This window comes from Streptomyces sp. NPDC047869, assembly GCF_040704065.1.
Classification (GTDB): Bacteria; Actinomycetota; Actinomycetes; order Streptomycetales; family Streptomycetaceae; genus Streptomyces.
This window is the reverse complement of the sequence record NZ_JBEYRK010000004.1, coordinates 299000-317496: the sequence shown is the minus strand read 5'-3', so window position 1 is coordinate 317496 and position 18497 is coordinate 299000. Positions and strand designations below refer to the sequence as shown.

The 18497-nt window shown below is 73.5% G+C and carries 16 protein-coding genes and 1 pseudogene; 9 read left to right on the top strand and 8 right to left on the bottom strand.

What is annotated here, in order from left to right:
* Positions 1-109: 109 nt before the first annotated feature.
* Positions 110-1543, bottom strand: coding sequence for an RNB domain-containing ribonuclease (locus tag AB0924_RS08310; RefSeq protein WP_366910971.1), 1434 nt, complete (start codon positions 1541-1543; stop codon positions 110-112).
* Between the two features lie 73 nt (positions 1544-1616).
* Here AB0924_RS08310 and yaaA point away from each other — a divergent pair, with 73 nt between their 5' ends.
* Both yaaA and eda read left to right on the top strand, forming a co-directional pair.
* Positions 1617-2399 carry a peroxide stress protein YaaA gene (yaaA, locus tag AB0924_RS08305; protein WP_358927137.1) on the top strand — a complete coding sequence of 261 codons (783 nt, stop codon included), beginning with the start codon at positions 1617-1619 and terminating at the stop codon, positions 2397-2399.
* Positions 2400-2519: 120 nt separating this feature from the next.
* Complete coding sequence (gene eda, locus AB0924_RS08300; RefSeq protein ID WP_366910970.1) at positions 2520-3236, top strand: bifunctional 4-hydroxy-2-oxoglutarate aldolase/2-dehydro-3-deoxy-phosphogluconate aldolase; 717 nt, start codon at positions 2520-2522, stop codon at positions 3234-3236.
* Here eda and AB0924_RS08295 read toward each other — a convergent pair.
* The 3 genes from AB0924_RS08295 to AB0924_RS08285 are packed head-to-tail and all read right to left on the bottom strand — an operon-like array spanning position 3208 to position 6128.
* Entirely contained in the window at positions 3208-4518 is a 1311-nt protein-coding gene (locus AB0924_RS08295) for a bifunctional RNase H/acid phosphatase (protein WP_366910969.1), read from the bottom strand. The two genes, eda and AB0924_RS08295, sit on opposite strands and share 29 nt — an antisense overlap.
* A gap of 12 nt (positions 4519-4530) precedes the next feature.
* Entirely contained in the window at positions 4531-5274 is a 744-nt protein-coding gene (locus tag AB0924_RS08290; RefSeq protein ID WP_366910999.1) for a C4-type zinc ribbon domain-containing protein, read from the bottom strand.
* Positions 5271-6128, bottom strand: a complete 858-nt coding sequence (locus AB0924_RS08285; RefSeq protein WP_358927140.1) for a Nif3-like dinuclear metal center hexameric protein — start codon at positions 6126-6128, stop codon at positions 5271-5273. Before AB0924_RS08285 ends, AB0924_RS08290 begins: the two co-directional genes overlap by 4 nt.
* A gap of 186 nt (positions 6129-6314) precedes the next feature.
* Here AB0924_RS08285 and AB0924_RS08280 point away from each other — a divergent pair, with 186 nt between their 5' ends.
* Positions 6315-7514 carry a hypothetical protein gene (locus tag AB0924_RS08280; protein ID WP_366910968.1) on the top strand — a complete coding sequence of 400 codons (1200 nt, stop codon included), beginning with the start codon at positions 6315-6317 and terminating at the stop codon, positions 7512-7514.
* A gap of 390 nt (positions 7515-7904) precedes the next feature.
* Here AB0924_RS08280 and AB0924_RS08275 read toward each other — a convergent pair whose 3' ends face one another.
* The gene (locus AB0924_RS08275) at positions 7905-8762 is read right to left on the bottom strand and encodes a MaoC/PaaZ C-terminal domain-containing protein (protein WP_366910967.1); all 858 of its coding nucleotides are present in this window, start codon (positions 8760-8762) and stop codon (positions 7905-7907) included.
* A 239-nt stretch (positions 8763-9001) separates the two neighbouring features.
* Here AB0924_RS08275 and AB0924_RS08270 point away from each other — a divergent pair, with 239 nt between their 5' ends.
* The gene (locus AB0924_RS08270; RefSeq protein ID WP_366910966.1) at positions 9002-10279 is read left to right on the top strand and encodes a sensor histidine kinase; all 1278 of its coding nucleotides are present in this window, start codon (positions 9002-9004) and stop codon (positions 10277-10279) included.
* Here the strand turns inward: AB0924_RS08270 and AB0924_RS08265 are convergent.
* The gene (locus tag AB0924_RS08265; protein WP_366910965.1) at positions 10257-11825 is read right to left on the bottom strand and encodes an alpha-L-arabinofuranosidase B; all 1569 of its coding nucleotides are present in this window, start codon (positions 11823-11825) and stop codon (positions 10257-10259) included. The genes AB0924_RS08270 and AB0924_RS08265 overlap by 23 nt on opposite strands.
* A gap of 244 nt (positions 11826-12069) precedes the next feature.
* Between AB0924_RS08265 and AB0924_RS08260 the strand changes: the two genes are divergently transcribed.
* A complete protein-coding gene (locus tag AB0924_RS08260) occupies positions 12070-12681 on the top strand; it encodes a response regulator transcription factor (protein ID WP_366910964.1) in 612 nt (203 codons plus the stop codon).
* Positions 12682-12727: 46 nt separating this feature from the next.
* Here the strand turns inward: AB0924_RS08260 and AB0924_RS08255 are convergent.
* Positions 12728-12828: pseudogene (locus tag AB0924_RS08255) on the bottom strand (SigE family RNA polymerase sigma factor); the annotation flags it as partial.
* Between the two features lie 275 nt (positions 12829-13103).
* Between AB0924_RS08255 and AB0924_RS08250 the strand changes: the two are divergent.
* From AB0924_RS08250 to AB0924_RS08235, 4 genes are all read left to right on the top strand, one after another.
* On the top strand, positions 13104-14849 hold the full coding sequence (locus AB0924_RS08250; protein ID WP_358927147.1) for an MFS transporter: 1746 nt from the start codon (positions 13104-13106) through the stop codon (positions 14847-14849).
* Between the two features lie 209 nt (positions 14850-15058).
* Positions 15059-15709 (top strand): class I SAM-dependent methyltransferase, encoded by a 651-nt coding sequence (locus AB0924_RS08245; protein ID WP_366910963.1) that lies wholly within the window; start codon positions 15059-15061, stop codon positions 15707-15709.
* A 92-nt stretch (positions 15710-15801) separates the two neighbouring features.
* The gene (locus AB0924_RS08240) at positions 15802-16764 is read left to right on the top strand and encodes an N-acetylmuramoyl-L-alanine amidase (RefSeq protein ID WP_358927149.1); all 963 of its coding nucleotides are present in this window, start codon (positions 15802-15804) and stop codon (positions 16762-16764) included.
* Positions 16765-16925: 161 nt separating this feature from the next.
* A complete protein-coding gene (locus AB0924_RS08235) occupies positions 16926-17735 on the top strand; it encodes a hypothetical protein (protein WP_358927150.1) in 810 nt (269 codons plus the stop codon).
* Positions 17736-17880: 145 nt separating this feature from the next.
* Here the strand turns inward: AB0924_RS08235 and AB0924_RS08230 are convergent, their stop codons facing one another.
* Positions 17881-18444, bottom strand: a complete 564-nt coding sequence (locus tag AB0924_RS08230) for a hypothetical protein (RefSeq protein ID WP_366910962.1) — start codon at positions 18442-18444, stop codon at positions 17881-17883.
* Positions 18445-18497 lie beyond the last annotated feature (53 nt).

Here is an 18497-nt window from a genome sequence, read left to right as displayed (position 1 = left end):
CCAGGATCACCTGTCCGAGAGATCGGGAACCGTTCCCTCGATCGTGGCACAGCAGCGGGGCCCTCGTCAGGCGCTGGGCCGTTCGCCCGGCGAGCCCGCGCCGAATGGCTCAGGCGGGAGTGAAGAGAACCTTCGCCGTTCCCGGGTCCGCCCGGGTGAGGCGGACCCGGAGCCGCTCGCCGAGGGGCAGGTGGCCGCCCTCGACGCGGCCGATGACGGCCGGGGACTCCAGCTGCACGGTGCCGATGTCCGGGTGGTGGTCGGCGAGGTCGACCACGAAGCCCTCGAAGACGTCTCCGACGCGGTCCTTGAGCAGGGCCGCCTCGACGAGGTCGACGCACTCGCGCTCGACCGTGGCCGCTCGGTGGATGCCCTCGGCCATCCGCCCGGGCAGGGCGTCGAGTGCGGTGCGCACCCAGGCGGGCGGGGTCTCCCCGGCGACGGCCGCGAGGCAGAGTTCCGAGGCGTAGCGGTCGGCGAGGCGGCGCAGCGGGGCCGTGCAGTGGGCGTAGGGGGCGGCGACGGCGGCGTGGGTGGTGATCGGGGGCAGGACGCCGTCCTGGAACACCGTGTAGCCGGCGCCGCGCAGCAGGGTGGTGCACTCCTGGAGGAAGGCCGCGTGGCGCGGTTCGTGCGGGTCGAGGGTGCGCAGCAGGGCCGCGTAGGAGACGTGGTGCGGCCAGTCGATGCGCAGGGCGGTGGCCGTGCGGCGCAGCCGGGCCACGGCGCCGTCGGGTGCTGCGGGCACGGTGCGCAGGATGCCGGTGCCGGTCGCGAGCATCAGGTCGGCGGCGGCCATTCCGGCCAGCAGGGAGAGCTGGGCGTTCCAGCCCTCGGCGGGCAGCGGGGCGCGGTAGGAGAGCTGGTAGGTGTGGTCCCGCTCGGTGATCTCCTGCTCGGGGACGTCGAGGGAGATGCCGCCGCGCTCGGTCTCCAGCCGCTGCCTGGCCCGGCCGATCTCCTTGAGCAGCGCCACCGGCTCCTCCGCGGTGCCGCCGTCGATCTGCCGCTGGACGCCCGCGTGGTCGAGCTTGGCGCGGCTGCGGACCAGGGCCCGGTGCACGTCGACGGTGACGATGCGGCCCTCCGCGTCCAGGTCGACCGTCCACAGCACGGCCGGCCGGGTCCGGTCGGGCAGCAGGCTCGCGGCGCCCTCGCTGAGCACGGCGGGGTGCAGCGGGACCCGCCCGTCGGGGAAGTAGAGGGTGTTCACCCGCCGGTGGGTCTCCGCGTCCAGCCCGCCGCCGGGTACGGCGAAGGCGGCGACGTCGGCGATGGCGTACCTGACCCGGTAGCCGGTGCCCTGCCGGGACAGGTGCATCGCCTGGTCGAGGTCGGTGGAGGTGGCCGGGTCGAGGGTGAAGAAGGGCAGCTCGGTGGCGTCGTGCGCGGGCAGTACGGGGTTCTTCGCCGCACGCTCGGCCTCCTCCCGCACCTCGGGCGGGAAGTCCTCCGGGACGCCGAGTTCGGCGCGGAGCGCGGCGAGGGCGGCCCGCAGCGGGGCCTCGGGGGCGCCGGTCAGCCGGATCTTGCGGCGGGGCATGTGTCGAGCGTAGGGCGAGGGGGCGTGCGCAGCACCCCGTACGCTGGCGCTGAACCGATGAGAAGGAGTACGCGTGCTTGTCCTGCTGCCGCCCTCGGAAGGAAAGGCGTCCTCGGGCCGTGGCGCTCCGCTGAAGCCGGAGTCGCTGTCCCTGCCGGGGCTGGCCGAGGCGCGGGAGGCGGTGCTGGCGGAACTGGTCGAGCTGTGCGCCGCCGACGAGGAGAAGGCACGCGAGGTGCTCGGGCTCAGCGAGGGGCTGCGCGGCGAGGTGGCGAAGAACGCCGGGCTGCGCACGGCCGGGGCCCGGCCCGCCGGGGAGATCTACACCGGTGTGCTGTACGACGCCCTGGACCTGGCCTCGCTGGACGCGGCGGCGAAGAAGCGGGCGGCGCGCTCGCTGCTGGTCTTCTCGGGGCTGTGGGGCGCGGTGCGCGTGACGGACCGCATCCCCTCCTACCGCTGCTCGATGGGCGTGAAGCTGCCGGGGCTCGGCGCGCTGGCGGGGCACTGGCGGGCGCCGATGGCCGGGGTGCTGCCCGAGGCGGCGGGCCGGGGCCTGGTGCTCGACCTGCGCTCGGCCGCGTACGCGGCGGCCTGGAAGCCCAAGGGTGAGGTCGCCGGGCGGACCGCGACCGTGCGAGTGCTGCACGCGCCGACCCGGAAGGTCGTCAGCCACTTCAACAAGGCCACGAAGGGCCGGATCGTACGGAGCCTGCTGTCGGCCGGGACCGCTCCGAAGGACCCCGCCGAGCTGGTGGTGGCGCTGCGGGACCTCGGTTACGCGGTGGAGGCGCAGGCGCCGGGCACGGCGGGGAAGCCATGGGCGCTGGACGTGCTGGTGGAGGAGGTCCACTGAGCACGGCCGTCCACTGAGCACTGCCGCTTGAGCACCGCCGCTTGAGCACGGCCGTCGCCTGCCGTTGCAGCATGCGCAACGCCCATTGCGGAGGATGCGGCTCCTGGGCACGATGAGGTCATGACCTCACCGCTGCCCTCCGGTTCGGCTGCCTCCGTACTGGATCTCGCGCCCGTCGTGCCGGTCCTGGTGGTGTCGGACGTGTCCGACGCCGTCCCGCTGGCGCGCGCGCTGGTGGCCGGGGGGCTGCCCGCCATCGAGGTGACGCTGCGGACGCCCGCCGCGCTGGACGCCATCCGGGCGATCGCCGGTGCCGTGCCGGACGCGGTGGTCGGGGCGGGTACGGTCCTCACCCCGGAGCAGGTGGACGACTGCGTGGCGGCCGGGGCCCGGTTCCTGGTGAGTCCGGGGTGGACGGACGCGCTGCTGGAGGCGATGCGCGGGTCCGGGGTGCCGTTCCTGCCCGGGGTGTCCACCACATCGGAGGTCGTGGCGCTGCTGGAACGCGGGGTGCGGGAGATGAAGTTCTTCCCGGCGCAGGCCGCGGGCGGCACGGCCTATCTCAGGTCGCTGGCAGGGCCGTTGCCGCAGGCCCGCTTCTGCCCGACGGGCGGGATCGGTCCCGCGACCGCGCCCGAGTATCTGTCCCTGCCCAACGTCGGCTGCGTGGGCGGCAGTTGGATGGTCCCGGCGGATGCGATGGCCGCCGGGGACTGGGGGCGGATCGAGGAACTGGCGCGGGGCGCGGCGGGGCTCGGGGACGCGGGCCTCGGTCAGGGCCTCTCGTCCGGATCAGGCCCGGACAGGCTCAGGCACGCAGATGGGACGTGTCGTTGAACAGCCGTACGCTCGCGTTGCCGTCCGCGTAGTACGCCACCGCGGACAGGGACGCGGCGGAGAGTTCCATGCGGAACAGGGACTTCGGCGGGGCGCCCAGGGCGAGCCGGACCAGGGTCTTGATCGGCGTGACGTGGGTGACCAGCAGGACCGTGCGGCCGGCGTGGGCCGCGACCAGCTTGTCCCGGGTGGCCGCGACGCGGGTGGCCGTCTCCGCGAAGCTCTCGCCGCCGCCGGTGGGGTGGGCCTCCGGGTCGGCGAGCCAGGCGTTGAGGTCGTCCGGGTGGCGCTCGCGGACCTCGCCGAAGGTGAGCCCCTCCCAGGCGCCGAAGTGCGTCTCCCTGAGCCCCTCGTCGACCGTCACGTCCAGGCCGAGGCGGGCGGCGACGATGCGGGCGGTCTCCTGGGTGCGGGCGAGGGGTGAGGCGACGACGGCCTGGATGGTGCCGCGCCTCGCCAGTGCGGCGGCCGCCCGCTGGGCCTGTTCCCGGCCCGCGTCGGAGAGGGAGGGGTCGGTGCCGCCGCTGCCGGAGAAACGCTTCTGGGGGGTGAGGGGGGTTTCGCCGTGGCGGAGGAGGACGAAGGTGGCGGGGGCGCCCAGGTCGGGGGCGGCGCTCCAGCCGGGTGCCTGCGACCGCTCGGCGACGCCGGAGGGCTGGGGTGCGGTGGGGCTGGGGGGCTGCTCCCCCACTCCCGGCTTCGCGCGAGCGGCATGATCGCCCGCGGCCGCGGCGTCGTCGTCACCGGGCGCGGCCACGCCGGTCACGCCCGCACCCGAGGCCAGGGCCGCGGCCGCCCGTGTCTCCGCCGTGGCCGTCGCCTCGCGAACGGCTTCGGCCTCGATGTCGTCGCCGGTCGCGGACCACTGTTCGCCTCGTGCGCCCGCGTCCATGGCCTCGTTGGCGAGCCGGTCGGCGTGGGTGTTCCGGGCACGGGGGATCCACTCGTAGGTGACCTGACCGGGCGGGAAGACGCTGTTCGCCTCCGCCGCCAGGGGCTTCATGCCGGGGTGCTTGATCTTCCAGCGGCCCGACATCTGCTCGACGACCAGCTTGGAGTCCATCCGGACGTGCACCCGGGCGGTGGGGTCCAGGGCGTGGGCGGTGCGGAGGCCGGCGAGGAGGCCCCGGTACTCGGCGACGTTGTTCGTGGCGACGCCGAGGTACTCGGCCGCCTCGGCCAGGGTCTCCCCCGTGACCGCGTCGCTCACCACGGCGCCGTAGCCCGCGGGCCCCGGGTTGCCCCGTGACCCGCCGTCCGCCTCGACGATGAACTCCCGCACCGCGCCGGCTCCTTACAGGCCCGACTCGGCGGTGCGCACCAGGATCCGGCGGCAGTTCTCGCAGCGGACCACCGTGTCCGGCGCCGCCGAGCGGATCTCGTTCAGTTCGGTGATCGCCAGCTCCTGGCGGCAGCCCTGGCAGGTGCGGGCGTACAGCTTGGCCGCGCCGATGCCGCCCTGCTGACCGCGCAGCTTGTCGTACAGCTTGAGCAGGTCGGCGGGGACGGAGCCGGCGACGACCTCGCGCTCCTTGGTGACCGAGGCTGCCTCGCCGTCGATCTCCTCGAACGCGGCGTCCCGGCGGGCGGTGGCGTCGTCGATCTTCGACTGGACGGAGCCGACCCGCTCGGTCAGCTCGGCGACCCGCTCCTGCGCGGACTCGCGGCGCTCCATGACCTCCAGTACGACGTCCTCCAGGTCGCCCTGCCGCTTGGCGAGGGAGGCGATCTCGTGCTGGAGGTTGGACAGGTCCCTGGGCGAGGTGACCGCGCCGGAGTCCAGGCGCTGCTGGTCGCGGGCGGCGCGCTGGCGCACCTGGTCCACGTCCTGCTCGGCCTTGGTCTGCTCGCGGGCGGTGTCGCTCTCCTCGGTCTGCGCGGCCACCAGCAGGTCGCGCAGCTGCGTGAGGTCCTTGTTCAGCGACTCGATCTCGGCGTGCTCGGGCAGCGACTTCCGCTTGTGCGCGAGCTGCTGCAGGCGGACGTCGAGGGCCTGGACGTCGAGGAGTCGGATCTGGTCGGCGGGCGCGGCGTTCAGTTGGGGGCTCCCAATTGGTTAGTGGTGACGGTGGACGCCGCGTGGGCGGTCCAGGGGTCGGTGACCGTCCTGGAGACATGGACCCTGAGGTCCCAGCCGTGACGGTCGGAGATCTCGTCGAGCTGGGCTGCGGCCAGCTCGCACCAGGGCCACTCGGTGGCCCAGTGCGCCGCGTCGAGCAGCGCGAGAGGACTTCGGGCGACGGCCTCGGAGGCCGGGTGGTGGCGCAGGTCCGCGGTGAGGAAGGCGTCCACGCCGGCCGCGCGGACCTGGTCGAACAGGCTGTCGCCGGAACCGCCGCTGACGGCGATGGTGCGGACGACGGCCTCGGGGTCGCCGGCCACCCGGATGCCCTGCGCGGTGGCGGGCAGCCGCTCGGCGACCCGGGCGGCCAGCTCGCGCACGGTGAGCGGGTGGTCGAGTTCGCAGACCCGGCCCAGGCCCCGGCAGCCCGCCGGGTCGGTCGGGTCCGGCACGAGGGGGCGTACGACCCGCAGGTCGAGCGCGCCGGCCAGCGCGTCGGAGACACCGGGATCGGCGGTGTCGGCGTTGGTGTGGGCCACGTGCAGCGCGATGTCGTTCTTGATCAGTGTGTGCACGACGCGGCCCTTGAAGGTGGACGCCGCGACCGTGGTCGTCCCGCGCAGGTAGAGCGGGTGGTGGGTGACCAGCAGGTCGGCGCCGAGCTTCACCGCCTCGTCGACGATCTCCCGCACGGGGTCGACGGCGAACAGGACCCGGGTGACCTCCTGGTCGGGGTCGCCCACCACCGTGCCGACCGCGTCCCAGGACTCGGCCCGCTCGGCAGGCCACAGGGTCTCCAGCGCGGCGATGACTTCAGACAGACGGGGCACGGGGAAAAGGCTACCTGGCCGTTCTGTGCGGATGCACCGCGTCCGCCTCTGCCGGACGGCTCAGCACAGGCGCCGCCGCAACCTCAGCTGAATCGCTTCTGCGCCACCCGTATGTGTGAAGCCGCCGTCCACCGCTCCCCCGCCCGTGCGTACAAAACTAGCTTCGTCGCCGGAGGTGACCGAACGATGACGGCCTGTGCGATCGAACCCCCTTCGACCGACCGGTCCGGCGCGGGCGACGGCGCGCCGGGGACGGGGTGTGCCATCACGGCGGACGGCGCGTACGCCGCCCGTCTCGCGCCGGACGGTGACTCCTGGTTCCCGGAGCGCTGGACGCTGGACGGCCCGGAGCCGTACGCGGTGCCGCTGCCCGGCCACCAGCCGGAGGAGCCCGGCACGCAGGTGCAGCCGATGGGCGACGGGCGGGTGCTGATCCACCGGCTGGTGGAGGGGCACCGGCACACGTTCTGCCTGCTGTACCCGACCGGGCCGGGCACCGGTGAGCTGCCGCTGGGCGCGGTGGAGTGCCCGGAGCCCAGCACCCGGCTCACGCTGCTGCCCCCGGCGCCGGGCGGCGCGCGGGCCTACGCCCTGGCCGTCGGCGCCGGGGCCACGGCGGTGTGGCTGGTGGCGGGCGGCACGTCCGGGCCCGAGCCGCTGGCCGAGGTCCCCGGGCGCTGCTCGGGCGGGGTCTGGCTGGACGGCACCGGGCGGCTGCTCGCCCTGGACCGGGAGCTGGACGGGCGCACCAAGACGGTGGTGGTGGACCTGGGGCGCGGCGGCGAGGTCTCGCCGCTGCTGCAGATCGCGGACGGCAGCGACGACCGGCTGTTGCTGGCCGATCCGGACAGCGGGCTGCTGCTGATCTCCTCGGACGCGCCCTCCCCCGGGCAGGAACGATTGGGCTGGGGGGTCCTGGGCAGCACGCTGCCGGTCCGCTTCCCGGAGTGCCTGCGTGTGCCGGACTGCTCGGTGACGCCGTTCGCGATCCAGCCGGGGCAGGTGCTGATGCCGGAGAACTGCGCGGTGGCGCTGCGCGTGGAGGGGCCGTTCGGCGGCTGGGTCGGCACCTGGCGGCCGGCCGAGCGGAGGGTCTGCCATCTGCCCGCGCCGCAGGGGTGGTTGACCGGGTGCGGGCTGTGGACGCGGGACGGGGCACTGCGGCTGCCGTTCGCCACGGGGGAGGTCCCGTGCGGCGTGGCGGAGCTGACGGCGCCCTGGAGGGAGGCGGGGGCGGCGGGGCCGGGGGATCCGGTCCGGGACGGCACGGCCGGCGAGGCGCCCGAGGTGCCCCGGCGGACGCCGGTACCGGATCCCCCGGAACCGGTGGCGGTCCGTCCGGTGCCTCTGCGCGAGGCACCTCTTGGACGTCTTGTAACGAAGTAGTGCCCGTCGGCGCGCCCGCCTGGATCCGGCCGGAGGTGGGTTGGTTACACTCGCCCGGCTGTAAAAGATCATGTTGACGGGGTGAATTCTTCCTATGAGCGACACCAGCACGACGCAGCCGCTGTCTGCCGACTCTCAGGACGCGGACGGCCATGGCCGCCACCGGGGCCCGGTCGCGGCCCAGGACGGTGACACGGCTCCGCGTGGGCGTCACCGCAAGCCGGCCGGGGAGACCGCCGAGGCGGCTGCCTGACGGCAAGGGGTGAGGAGGGGCTTCCCGTCGTACGACGGGAAGCCCCTCCTTCGTTTCCCGTCGTTCCTCGTCGTTCGTCGTGGTTCGTCGTGGTTCGTCGTCGTTCGTCGTCGTTCGTCGTCGTTCGTCGTCGTTTCTCAGGAGTGGTCGACGACGGTGTCGGCGAGGACGGGTGCCTCGTCCCGGTCGAGGGCGCTCACGGTCACCCGGACGGTGCCCTCCCCGCGCCACATGCGGATCCGCAGGGTCTCCCCGGGGAAGACCACTCCCGCGAACCGGGTGGCGTAGGACCGTACCCGGCTCGTCTCGCCGCCGAGCAGCGTGTCGACGACCGCCTTGAGGGTCATGCCGTAGGTGCACAGGCCGTGCAGGATGGGCCGTTCGAACCCGGCGGCCCCGGCGAACCCGGGGTCGGCGTGCAGCGGGTTCCAGTCGCCGGAGAGGCGGTAGAGGAGGGCCTGGTCCTCGCGGACCGGCCGGTCGACGGTCCGGTCGGGCTCGCCCTCGGGCGGGCCGGGGCGGGCGGAGGGGCCGCGGTCGCCGCCCCAGCCGCCCTCACCGCGCAGGAAGATCCGCGCGTCGCCGGTCCACAGCGGGCCGTCGGCGTCGGCGACGTCGGTGCGCAGCACGAGAAGGGCCGCGTCGCCCTTGTCGTACAGGCCGGTGACACGGGAGGTGGCGGTGGCGGTGCCCCGCACCGGGACGGGGCGGTGGACCGTGAGCGACTGGCCGCCGTGCAGGACGCGGGCCAGGTCGGCCTCGATGCCCGGCGTGGACAGGCCGCTGATCACTCCCGGCGGACCGCCGCCCGCGACGGTGGCGAAGCTCGGCAGGACGTGCAGCCGGGACTCCAGGGTGTAGCGCAGCTCGCCGGGGTCGGTGGCGGGAACGCCGGCGCCGATGCCCAGGTGGTAGAGCTGGACGTCCTTCGCGGTCCAGGTGATCTCGCCGGAACGGGGCTCGGCCGCGAGGACCTTGGCGGCGTCGATGGGCATGGGACTCCTGAGCTGAGATCGGCCGGCCGAAGCGCAACGCGTTCCGGTGCGGCGCCCTCTGTATAGCCGAGCGCTCATGGGTTGGGAAGGCCGCCGCTGCCGCGCCGGGCCGGCACCCGTGACATTTGTCCTGCCGGAGTCCGTACGCGCGGACCTGCCGTGAGCGGGCGCCCGGTTCGTACGCTGGCCGTCGTACCGCCGCCGCTGTGCGGTGACCATTCGATCGGGGGACGAGAGACATGTCGTGGTGGGCACGGACAAGAGGCGGGCTGCGGGAACTGCGCGAGGCGCGGTCCCGCCGGCGGGCGGACATCAAGCGCTCCCGGGCCGCGCGGCGGGCGGCCCGGAAGAACGGCGGGGACGCGGCCGCCGACCACCCGGGGCCGCCTCCCACCGGCTTCTCCCTGCTGCCCTGGCTGCTGATGGGTCTGGGGTCCTTCTCCAACCTGCTCCAGGGCGAGGCCCCGAACCCGTGGATCGGCGGCCTGGGCCTGCTCACCTTCAACTCCCTGTACATCTACGTCACCTTCCGCTCCTTCGACCGGGACAGGCGCCGGGCGCCCTCCACCCGGGTGGCGCTGCTGCTGATGGGTCTGCTGACCACGGCCCTGGGGCTCGGGTACGGCGGGAGCTGGCTGATGTTCTTCCCGCTGCTCGGGCTCGCGACCGGTGCCACCCTGCGCGGTCCGTGGCTGGGCCGCGTCGGCCTGCTCCTCACGCTCTGCGCGGGCGCCGTCTCCGCCGTCCGCGGCGGCTGGTCGGACGCCACGAACATCGCCTACGCGACCTTCCTGTCCAGCATGGTGACCGCCGCGATCCTCGGCCTGTCCGAGGCCGTGCGGGAACTGCGCGCCGCCCGGGAGGAACTGGCCCGGCGGGCGGTGGAGAAGGAACGGCTGCGCTTCTCCCGCGATCTGCACGACCTGCTCGGCCACACCCTGTCGGTGATCGTGGTGAAGTCCGAGGCTGCCCGGCGGCTGGCCCCCCGCGACATGGACGCGGCGCTCGGCCAGATCGGCGACATCGAGTCGGTGGGCCGGCAGGCCCTCACCGAGATCCGGGAGGCGGTGACCGGCTACCGCGAGGGCAGCCTGGCCACCGAGCTGGCCCGGGCCCGCTCGGCGCTGTCCGCGGCGAGCGTGGAGCCGGTGGTGCGCCGGTCCGGGACCCCGCTCACCCCGGCGGCCGAGGCACTGCTCGGCTGGGTGGTGCGCGAAGCGGTCACCAACGTCGTCCGGCACAGCGACGCCACCCGCTGTGAGATGACCATCGACAGCACCGTCGAGCAGGTGCGGCTCACCGTCACCGACAACGGCACCGGTGGGGCCGCACCCCGCGCCGCGGAGGGCATCGGCGGCACCGGGCTGGCGGGTCTGACCGAGCGCCTCGCGGCGGCGGGCGGCTGTCTCACGGCCGGCCCGTCGCCGCGCGGCGGCTTCACGGTCACCGCCGAACTCCCGGTGGAGCCGGCCGAGCCGGCTGCCGTGGGGGCGGCTACGGCGCCCAGGGAGAGCTGACCGCCCAGCTCACGTCGTCGCTCCACGAGGTGCTGCTGTCCCAGGCGTTGGAACCGCCGTTGCTCGCTATGTAGACGGTGTGGTCGTAGTGGCGCAGGTACCGCGTCGGGTAGTTGTACGAGGCGAACGAGGTGCCCTTGCCGCTCCTGCCGGTCTGCGGACAGAAGGTGGCGTCGGCCCGGAACTGGGCGGTGCCGTCCATGGGCTGTCGCTGGAGCCGGTAGTCGAAGTGGCGCAGGAAGTCACCGGGGTAGTTCCGCGACTCGAGGGAGACGCAGGAGGCGTCGGCCAGTCCCCGGCGCACGATCCAGGTCGCGTCGCTCCTGTCTAGGGCGGAACTGGCGGACGTCACCGCCGAGATGACCGCGGTGTCGTGCCGGTGGCGGACGTACTCGGTGGTGCAGCAGGAGGTGGTCGCGCGCAGCGAGATCTCGGAACCGGGTGTCAGGGTCCCGGTGCTGCCGGTCGGGCCGCCGTAACCGGCGGAGACGATGCCGGCCTGGACGGCGTTGTCGGCGGCGTCCGTCGGGACGCCGGAGGTCATCACGCCCTCGAAGAAGGAGCCGATGGAGCCGTTGCTGTTGTCGCCGCCGGTGCCGAGGACGATCGCGCCCTCCTGGTGCATCGGGGAGTAGCCGCCGGCGGTGGGCTCACCGCCGGAATAGGTGGTCGTGAGTCCGCCGGATTGCGCGTTGCCGTATTTCAGCGCGAAATGGTTCTGCCCGTTGTTCTTCAGCAGCGCGGTCACGAACGGCATGGGTCCGGTGCCGGTGTTCGAGGTGTTCCTGCTGTACCCGGCGTCCGACTGGAAGAGCCCGTTCTCCAGGTCGGCCTGCACCCAGGGGCCCTGTCCGTAGCAGGGCGCGAACCAGCACTCGGTGCCGAAGTTGATGGCGTCCATGTGGCCGTTGCCGGTGTCCATGTTGTTGGTCTCGGCGTTGCCGTAGTCGAAGCAGCAGCGGTTGTTGACGTGGGTGCCGGAGGTCACCATGTACATCCCCTCGGCCTGCCCGTTCACGGCCACGCCCGAGGTGGAGTTGTCCCGGTAGCCCATGCCGGCGGAGATCTCCAGGCCGTAGACCTGGTGGCCACCGACCGTCACCGGAAGGGCGTCCGCGGGCGCCCCCACGTCGGCCGCGCCGGCTCCGCCCGCGCCCTCGATCGTGAGGTCGTTGTGGCGCGGGGACTGGTCGTAGATCTCGGTGATGACGCAGGTGGTGCCGGAGCAGAAGGAGTCCTGGGCGGCCGCGTCGGCGTATCCGCCGGCGGACAGCGGGCCGATGCCGGTCTTCGCTCCGTCCCTGGCGCGCTGCACCTGGTACAGCGGGCCGTTGTACGAGGAGTACAGGGCGCGCACGAGGCTGTGCGCGGCGACGCAGGGCGTGCCGGCGGCGCCGTAGACGTCGCAGGGCAGCGAACTCGCGGCGGCGGCGGGCGGGGCGCCGGTGCCGAACAGCAGCGCGGCGAGGCCGGCGCAGACCGCGAGGACGGACAGGGCGGCGCTGCTCGGCCGCCGCGGGCGGGAGCGCGGAGGGGTGGGGGACACGGGTGCACCTCGGTCGGTCGTGGGGGCAGTCGGATTTCCGTACCTGGTGAGCGGTGGTGCGTGAACGGCTGGTCGGTATACCGGACACCGTTCGACCGAAATACCGAACCAATTCAGCCGTCGAAATACCGAACAATTACCGGAAATGCAGAGGCGATTGTTTGCGCATTACTGAGGGGTCGTCAACCCCTTCGGTACCGAACGAGGGGGAGTCCTTATGGACGGCTCTGGCTACCCTTGGCCCGTGAACGACATCCGAGTCCTGCTCGCCGAGGACCAGGGCATGATGCGCGGGGCCCTCGCCCTGCTGCTCGGCATGGAGGACGACATCGAGGTGGTCGCCCAGGTGTCGACCGGCGACGCGATCGTGGCGGCGGCGCTGCTGCACCGGCCGGACGTGGCCCTGCTGGACATCGAACTCCCCGGCATCAGCGGCCTGGACGCGGCGGCCGTGCTGCGGGAGGAGGTGCCCGGCTGCCGGGTGCTGATCCTGACCACCTTCGGCCGGCCCGGCTATCTGCGCCGGGCCATGGAGGCCGGGGCGGCCGGCTTCCTCGTCAAGGACGGACCGGTGGAGGAGCTGGCCGCAGCGGTCCGGCGGGTGCTCGGCGGAGAGACCGTGGTCGATCCGGCGCTGGCCGCGGCCGCGCTCAGCGCCGGGCCGAATCCGCTGACGGCCCGTGAGTGCGAGGTGCTGAAGGCGTCGGTGGACGGGGCGACGGTGGCCGACATCGCCGGCCGGCTCCATCTGTCCGAGTCCACCGTCCGCAACTACCTGTCCTCGGCGATCGGCAAGACCGGCACCCGCAACCGCGCGGAGGCGGTCCGGGAGGCCCGGCAGCAGGGGTGGCTGTGAGCGGGGCCTCGTCGGCGCCGAGCCACTTCGCCACCTCCGCGTCCTTGTAAGCCCGCTCGAGCGTCGACTGGACCGGTCCTCGGCGGCGTGCTGCTCCCCCGTGAGGAGATACGCCGTTCGCATCAGCCGCGGCCGGCGGCCGGTCATGAAGCTCCGGAACTCCTCGTTCCGAGCCTGCTTCCGTTCCCCCGTGAACACCTCCTGGATGTCAAAAGGAGTCCACGGGCGGCCCGGATCGTTGCCTGCCCGGGCAGGATTCCCGGAAAACGCCGGCCCGCTCCCCCGAGGGCGCCGCAGCCGCTGACGGAGGGTCAGAAACCCATGGGTGGGTCAAGGATTCGTTAGGGGCCCGAAGCAACGGAATAGTTGCCCGTGCATACGAGGTTTACCCGGCACTCATGTCACCCGGGAGGCCGAACTCAATGACGCACACGACGACCGACCAGCCCGGCCGGAGGGCGAGCGGGGCCGTGGTCCCGGTGCTCGCCTTCGCGGGCATCGTGGTCGCGGTGATGCAGACCCTGCTGGTGCCGGTCATCAAGGACCTGCCGCAACTGCTGGCGACCGCCCCCAGCAACGCCACCTGGGTCCTCACCTCGACCCTGCTGTCCGGCGCCGTGGCCACCCCGATCATGGGCCGGCTCGGCGACCTCTACGGCAAGCGCCGCATGCTGGTCCTCAGCCTCGCCGTGATGGTGGCGGGCGCCCTGGTGAGCGCGCTCACCAGCACCCTGCTCACCATGATCGTCGGCCGTACCCTGCAGGGCTTCGCCATGGGCGCGATCCCGCTCGGCATCGGCCTGATGCGGGACATGCTGCCGCGCGAGCGGCTCGGCTCGGCCATGGCCCTGATGAGCTCCTCGATCGGCGTCGGCGGCGGCCTCGCCCTGCCCGCCGCCGCCCTGGTCGCCCAGCACACCGACTGGCACGCCCTGTTCTACGGCGCGGCCGGGCTCGGCGCGCTCGCCATCGCCCTCACCCTGCTCGTCGTGCCCGAGTCCCCGATGCGCGCCAAGGGCTCCTTCGACCTGCTCGGCGCGCTCGGCCTGTCCGCCGGCCTGGTACTGCTCCTGCTGCCCGTCACCAAGGGCAGCGACTGGGGCTGGTCGTCCGGTACGACACTCGGCCTGTTCGGCGCCTCCCTCGCGGTGTTCCTGCTGTGGGGCCTGTACGAACTGCGCGTCCAGGCGCCCCTGGTCGACCTGCGCACCACCGCCCGCCGCGAGGTGCTGCTCACCAACCTGGCCTCGATCATGGTCGGCGTCAGCTTCTACGTCGTCTCGCTGGTCCTGCCCCAGCTCCTCCAGCTGCCCAGCGCCACCGGCTACGGCCTCGGCCGGTCCATGGTGGTCGCGGGTCTGTGCGTGGCCCCGCTGGGCCTGACGATGATGTTCACGGCGCCGGTCTACGCCCGCCTGTCGGCCCGCTACGGCCCCCGGACCACCCTCATCATCGGCCTGCTGATCATCGGCATCGGCTACGGCGGCGGCCTCGGCCTGATGGACGCCGCCTGGCAGACGATCATCACCTCGGTCGTCCTCGGCGCCGGCATCGGCCTCGCCTACTCCTCCCTGCCCGCGCTGATCATCGGCGCGGTCCCGGCCTCGGAGACCGGCGCCGCGAACGGGCTCAACACCCTGATGCGCTCCATCGGCACCTCCGTCTCCAGCGCCGTCATCGGCATGGTGCTGGCCAACACGGCGAACGACGTGGGCGGCGTCGCGATCCCCACCATGCACGGCTTCCGCGTCTCCTTCCTCATCGCCACGGCCGCCGTCGCGGTGGGCCTGCTGCTCGCGGTGTTCCTGCCCCGGGCGCCGCGCCCGGCCCAGCACACCCAGCTGCGTGCCAGCAGCGAGGAGGAGGCCGGCATCCGGCACGCCGAGGAGGTCCTGCGCGGCTTCCGCGGCCGGGTGCTGGACGCCGCCGGCACCCCGGTCGCCCGCGCCAAGGTCACCCTGATCGACCGCCGGGGCCGCCAGGCCGGGGCCACCCTTTCCGGGGAGGACGGCTCCTACGCCCTCGCGGTCCCCGCCGAGGGACCGTACGTCCTGGCCGCCAAGGCCGCCGGGCACGGGCCGCTGGCCTCGGCCGCGACGCACGCCGGCGACGACCGCCCGGTCGACCTGGACCTGCCCCTGCCGGGCGGGGCGGCGGCCGGCGCCTGACCCGGGTGTCCGGCCCGGACGCCGGGAGGTCCGGACGCCCGGGAGGCCGGGTCTCCCGACAGGCCCCGGGCGCCTGAGAGGCACGCCATACCCACCCCCTGTCGCCGCCCGGCAGGGGGTGCGGCAGCATGGGGCGCCCGGCGCCCGGAAGACCCCATGACCAGGTGGACCGGGTACGACCGCACCGCGTACGACCGAGAGGAATCCCCATGCCCGCGGCACCCAAGCCCAAGATCCTGGCCGCGTTCGAGGCGGCGAAGGGGTTCATGCCCGCGGACGAGGGGCTGGCGCTGTACGCGGCCGCGGCCGAGGCAGGGCGGCTCGGGCTGCCGCTGCTGGAGGTCGGCACCTACTGCGGGCGGTCCACCGTCCTGCTCGCGGACGCGGCCCGCGAGGCCGGCGTCACCGCGCTGACCGTGGACCACCACCGGGGCAGCGAGGAGCAGCAGCCGGGCTGGGACTACCACGACCCGGAGACCGTCGACCCCGAGCTCGGCCTGATGGACACGCTCCCCGCCTTCCGCCGCACCCTGCACCGGGCGGGCCTGGAGGAGCACGTGGTCGCCCTCGTCGGCCGCTCCCCGCAGATCGCCGCGATCTGGAACTCCCCGCTCGGCCTCGTCTTCGTCGACGGCGGCCACACCGACGAGCACGCCACCGCCGACTACGAGGGCTGGGCGCCGCATGTCGCCGAGGGCGGGCTCCTCGTCATCCACGACGTCTTCCCGCACCCCGAGGACGAGTTCACCGGACAGGCGCCGTACCGGGTCTACCTGCGGGCCCTGGAATCGGGCGCGTTCACCGAGACCGCCGTGACCGGGTCGCTGCGCGTGCTGCGGCGGACCGGCCCGGGTATCTGACCCCGGCGCGGTCACCGGCGGTCCCCGGGGCGTTCGCCCGTTGGGACCCCACGGCCGGGTGGACGCCCCGCACGGCGGTTAGGGTGGCAGGCGTGTCGTACGTAGGACCGGACTTCGATCCCCCGCAGCCGCGCCGGCCCCGGCGCGGACCGCTGACCGTCGCGCTCGCCGCCCTGGTGCCCGGGGCACTGCTCGGCTGGCTCGTGTACGAGACGGCGGGCGGTTCGGGCGGGGCCTCCGGCGGCGCGGGCTCCGCCCCGCCCGCCGCCTCCTCCGCCCCCGCGTCCGCTCCGTCGGCCGCGCCCTCGCGAACCGGCGACTCCGCCCACGACGCCAAGGACCCTGGCCCGGCGGGCAGTTCGGCCCCCGCCGCTTCCGGCACGCTCAACGGCAAGGTCGTCGTCATCGACCCGGGCCACAACCCCGGCAACTTCCAGCACCCCTCCGAGATCAACCGCCAGGTGGACATCGGCACGAACCGCAAGGAGTGCGACACCACCGGCACCTCCACCAACTCGGGTTACCCGGAAGCCCGGTTCACGCTGGACGTCGCACACCGGCTGCGCGCACTGCTGGAACGGCAGGGCGCCACCGTGAGACTGACGCACGACGGCGACTCCCCGCCCTGGGGCCCGTGTGTCGACGAACGTGCCCGCATCGGCAACACGGCGCGTGCCGACGCGGCCGTCTCCATCCACGCCGACGGCTCGGCGCAGGGCAACCGCGGCTTCCACGTCATCCTGCCCGCGTCCGTGCACGCGGGCGGTGCCGACACCCGCCCCATCGCCGGCCCCTCCAAGGACCTGGGCATCCGCATCGCGGGCCGCTATCTGCGGCTCACCGGCGAGCCGCCCTCCAACTACGTCGGCGACGGCACCGGTCTCGTCACGCGGAAGGACCTGGGCGGTCTCAATCTGTCAACGGTTCCCAAGGTGTTCATCGAGTGCGGCAACATGCGCGATACCAAGGACGCGGCGCTGCTGACCAGCGGCGCCTGGCGGCAGAAGGCGGCGCAGGGGATCTCTGAGGGAATCGTGAGTTTCCTGCGCGGGTAGCGATCGGCAGGTCCATCCGGGCGGACAGCGTGATCGTGCGGACGATAGTGTCGTCCCTACGATGAGGGGCCACCCCTGCGCTTCACACCGGAGTCCGGAAGCGACTTGGTGACGGCGACGCCTCCTCCGACGACGAGACGACCTACGAAGGACCTGCTGAAGTGAATATCCGCTCCCTCACTCGAGGCGACGGCGTGGTGATCGGAGCAGCGGTGTTGCTGTTCATCGCGTCGTTCCTCGACACGTTCGACAAGTCCGGCAGTGACACCCCGAACGCCTGGGACAACCTCGGCCTGGTGATGAGCATGTACGTCGGCGGCATCGCCGGCGCGGTCCTGATCGTCGTCGCGCGGGCGCTCCCGCAGCCGCGCAAGGTCATCGGCCTCGACCTCGGTCAGGTCGGCGTCGCACTGACGATCTTCGCCGCGTGGACCTCGTTCTGGACCATCATCGACCCGCTGGGCGCGTTCAGCGACAGCTTCGGCGGCCTGGACGTCGGCGCGGGCTCCGGCCTCGTCCTCGGCCTCATCGCCGCTCTGCTGCTGGCCGCCGCCGCCATCGCCACTCCCCTCGTCCCCGCCCTGCAGGCCGCGCTGGTCCCGGCTCCCAAGCCGGCCTCCCCGCAGCCCTACGGCGCCCAGCCGCCCGGTGGTTACGGCTACCCCGGCGCCCAGCCGCAGCCGGGTCAGCCCTACGGTGCCCAGCCGCAGCCGGGCCAGCCGTACGGCCAGGCCCCCGCTCCGGCGGCCCCGGCGCCGCAGCCGGCCGGCGGGGACTTCTCGCCGTTCTGGTTCGCCGTGCCGGCGGCCCGCCCGCTGTTCGCCGAGGACGGCAGCGCGGCGCCGATCGCCGAACTGGCGCCCGGCACCTGGTACCTCGCCGTCGAGCAGCGCGGTGCCGCGCTGGTGGCGCAGACCCAGGACGGCCGCCGCGGCGTTCTGCAGGACACCTCGGGGATCCAGCGCGGCTGAGCCGCCGCCCGTACCCGAGCGCACGGCCCCTCGCCCTTCCGGGCGGGGGGCCGTCGCCGTACAGCCCTCTCCTGAACATCTTTTGACGTACGGTCAGGTAACCGATGCTGCGGCGGAGTCGGGACACCGCCGGGCGCATGCCGTCCTAGGAACCGTTCTTGACCTCGGACAGGGACGGCACCTTGTTCTTGACCTCGGCGCCCGCGTCCTTCCCGGCGTCCTTCACCTTGTTGATGACGTCGTTGAAGTCGTTGACCGCCGAGCCATCGCCCTTGCGGAGCTTGGCGGGCAGGCTCTTCAGCGACTCGATGCCCGCCGTGATGGGGGCGATCGCCTTGGAGAGGGTCGGATCACCCTTGGCGTTGCGCGCGGCCGCCTTCAGGCGGTTGTACGCGAACGCGCCGGCGAGACCCGCCTTGACGAGGGTCAGCTTGCGGCCGTGCGCACCCTTCTTGAACTTGCCCGCCTTGTACGGCTTGTAGATCCACTGGTAGACGGCTCCGGCCGCCAGGCCCGCGTTCGCCACGAACCGGGTCTTGGCGAACTTCTGCTTCTCGGCGGAGGTGCTGGGGCTGGGCTCGGCCGCCGCGACGGCGGCCGTCGGGTTGCGCTGCGAGGTGTCGTGGCCGGAGGCGTAGGCCGTGGAGCCGGCGAGCAGGGCGCAGCAGAGGGTGAGGGCCACGGCGATGTGGCGTATCGGTACGGGCACGGTGTCCTCCCGTGGAGGTGTCGCGTCTGGTCCGTGTGCTCCGTGGAGCCGTG

What these genes read in the sequence shown, in the direction of transcription:
- AB0924_RS08310 (WP_366910971.1), bottom strand. Translation starts at nt 1,543, where the DNA reads ATGCCCCGCCGCAAGATCCGGCTGACCGGCGCCCCCGAGGCCCCGCTG.
- eda (WP_366910970.1), top strand. Translation starts at nt 2,520, where the DNA reads ATGACCTCACCGCTGCCCTCCGGTTCGGCTGCCTCCGTACTGGATCTC.
- AB0924_RS08280 (WP_366910968.1), top strand. Translation starts at nt 6,315, where the DNA reads ATGACGGCCTGTGCGATCGAACCCCCTTCGACCGACCGGTCCGGCGCG.
- AB0924_RS08275 (WP_366910967.1), bottom strand. Translation starts at nt 8,762, where the DNA reads ATGCCCATCGACGCCGCCAAGGTCCTCGCGGCCGAGCCCCGTTCCGGC.
- AB0924_RS08270 (WP_366910966.1), top strand. Translation starts at nt 9,002, where the DNA reads ATGTCGTGGTGGGCACGGACAAGAGGCGGGCTGCGGGAACTGCGCGAG.
- AB0924_RS08250 (WP_358927147.1), top strand. Translation starts at nt 13,104, where the DNA reads ATGACGCACACGACGACCGACCAGCCCGGCCGGAGGGCGAGCGGGGCC.
- AB0924_RS08245 (WP_366910963.1), top strand. Translation starts at nt 15,059, where the DNA reads ATGCCCGCGGCACCCAAGCCCAAGATCCTGGCCGCGTTCGAGGCGGCG.